This is a genomic window from Nitrospirota bacterium (assembly GCA_016212185.1).
GTDB lineage: Bacteria > Nitrospirota > Thermodesulfovibrionia > UBA6902 > DSMQ01 > JACRGX01.
In genome coordinates this window covers 1-2,440 of record JACRGX010000073.1, presented here as the reverse complement: position 1 = coordinate 2,440, position 2,440 = coordinate 1, and the positions used below count along the sequence as shown (strand labels likewise).

The 2,440-nt window shown below is 40.7% G+C and carries 2 protein-coding genes; one reads left to right on the top strand and one right to left on the bottom strand.

Annotated elements, in window-relative coordinates:
• Positions 1-74: 74 nt before the first annotated feature.
• On the top strand, positions 75-1,676 hold the full coding sequence (locus HZA10_08675; GenBank protein ID MBI5196383.1) for an IS1634 family transposase: 1,602 nt from the start codon (positions 75-77) through the stop codon (positions 1,674-1,676).
• A 269-nt stretch (positions 1,677-1,945) separates the two neighbouring features.
• Here the strand turns inward: HZA10_08675 and HZA10_08670 are convergent, their stop codons facing one another.
• A complete protein-coding gene (locus tag HZA10_08670) occupies positions 1,946-2,146 on the bottom strand; it encodes a cold-shock protein (protein ID MBI5196382.1) in 201 nt (66 codons plus the stop codon).
• Between the last annotated feature and the right edge of the window lie 294 nt (positions 2,147-2,440).

Sequence of the window (2,440 nt, the reverse complement as noted above, 5' to 3'; positions counted from 1 at the left end):
AATAGCCTGTTTTCCCTTGACAAATATGATAGATATGCTATATTGAATGTGGTGCTATTCAATGGAGGTGAGTAATGTTTGCCAGGGTAAAAAGAATTAAAACCAGTGCGGGTAAGATCAGAGAATATCTTTTAATCGTAGAGAATAAGCGGGTATCTGGAAAGGTCAGGCAGAAGATTGTAACAAACTTAGGCAGGTTAGAGCTGCTTAGGGAAACAAATATCGCAGACATCCTAATCCAGGAATTAAAAGATTACGCCAAGACCAAAAAACTTATGGATATGGATTTAACCTCTTGCGACTGGTCAAAGGAATACGGGATTATCGTGGTATTGCGCAAACTCTGGGAGATAACCGGCCTTGGCGAAATATTCAAGAAACACCTTCGTTCTTACAAATACCGTTTTGATATCAGCGAATGTATTTTAAGTTTGATTATCTCGCGCCTTGTATCCGCGGGTAGTGAACACCATAGCGCAGAGTGGCTTAAAGGCGTATACGAGCCAAAGTGGGAGAGCCTGCAATTACAGCAATTCTACCGTAGCCTTGACTTTATCTATGAGCACAAGGTTGATTTTGAGAAAGAATTATTTTTTAAGGCAGCCGATTTATTTAATCAGGAATTAGATATAGTAATGTTTGACACTACCTCAATCAAATACTGGGGCGAAGGCAAAAAGATAGGTATCCTGCAATACGGTTATTCTAAGGAGAAACGGGGTGATTTAAAGCAGCTCATCGTTGGCATACTTATGACTAAAGACGGCCTGCCGGTAGCAGTAGAGACATTCCCCGGGAATACCTCTGATTTAAAAAGCTTCCTTTTCGTATTAGAAAAACTTAAGAATAATTATAAGATAGGCAAATTAGTCTGGATAGCTGACAGAGGCATGGTCTCAAGCGATAACATCTCTAAGCTTAACGGGCTTAAGCAGGAATATATCTTAGGCGTAAAGATGCGCCAGTTTGACCAAGAAAAGCGTAAACACCTGCTTGGCCTTGATAAGATGCTGCCGGTAAGGGATGATCTTTACGTTAAAGAAGTAGTTATTCCAAACCAAGGCCGGTATATTGTCTGCTATAACCCGGAAGAAGCAGAGCGCGAATTTAAAAACAGGCAATTCTTTAGAGAGCATCTGGAGAAAAAGATAGCCAAGTCTACCACTAAGGAATGGATTATCAAGAACGGCTACAAGAAGTATGTAGATTTTGAAGGCGACATTGAATTGAATGAGAAACGGCTTCATCAGGAGAACCAGTATGACGGCAAATGGGTATTATTAACAAACACAAAACTCCCTTCAAAAGAAGTCGCCCTCTACTATAAAGACCTCTGGCAGATTGAAGCCGGATTCAGGGACTTAAAGCAGGATTTGGAGGCCTCACCCATTTACCACTGGACAGAACGCAGAATTATAGCCCATGTGTTTATCTGCTTCCTGGCGCTGCTCTTTAAGATTACCCTGCATAAAAAGATTAAAGAAATTGATAAAGCTGCTTCTTATACGGAAGTTTTCAATGCGGTAAGAGAGATTAAGGCAGTTAAGTTAACGGAAGGCAGGAAAGAGATAATCTTCAGGACTGAATTCCCTAACAAGGCACACCTTGCTTTTAAGGCCACAGGCACAGCCCCTCCGTCCAGAATCATTGCTTATCAGATAAAAGAGAAAATGTAGTGTCCCGTCAGGGGCTCTTTTTAAGGTTGTCGTCGATAAAACAAAGATTTACGGCAGGCAACTGTCAAAGTTGCGGTAACCGGTGGCAATATCAGTTCGGCTGATTGTCAGTAAGAGGATTATTCTCTTAATTGTTTTTCCGCGTCTACTACACCGCGGTTGACGCAACTTTGACAGAAAAGCAGAGGCCGCAGGTAGCAAGAACGCAGGAGTTTAAATAAAGGGGACGATTATTTTTCAAGAACCGTCCCCTTTATTTTTTTGTTTTTTTAAATCTTCGTTACATTGGTGGCTTGTTCGCCTTTCGGGCCCTGAGTAACTTCAAATTCTACCTCATCGCCTTCCGCCAAAGATTTATATCCTTCGCCTTTAATAGCGCTAAAATGCACAAAGACGTCTTTGCCGTTTTCTCCGGTAACAAAACCATATCCTTTTTGATTTGAGAACCACTTTATTTTTCCTTTTGCCATTTGATACTGTTCACCTCCTCCAGTATATAAAAAAACCGCAAAGCTTTTTAGATAACTGGTTTGCTTTACGGTTTACACGAAAATCCCACTTCTTTAAAATCTCCTAACTTATTGAGCTACGGATAACTAATGGAAATTTTGTAGGCCTATCTTTGGCCTGCTGCGGCGTTGCTCCTTGTTAATGTGGTTAAGATTATCCGTATGCCTATAGAATAGCAGAAGTTAGAGGAAAAAATCAAGCAGAATTTTGACGCAACGCATTGAAATGACGTAAGTTACGCATTTTCAAAAGTT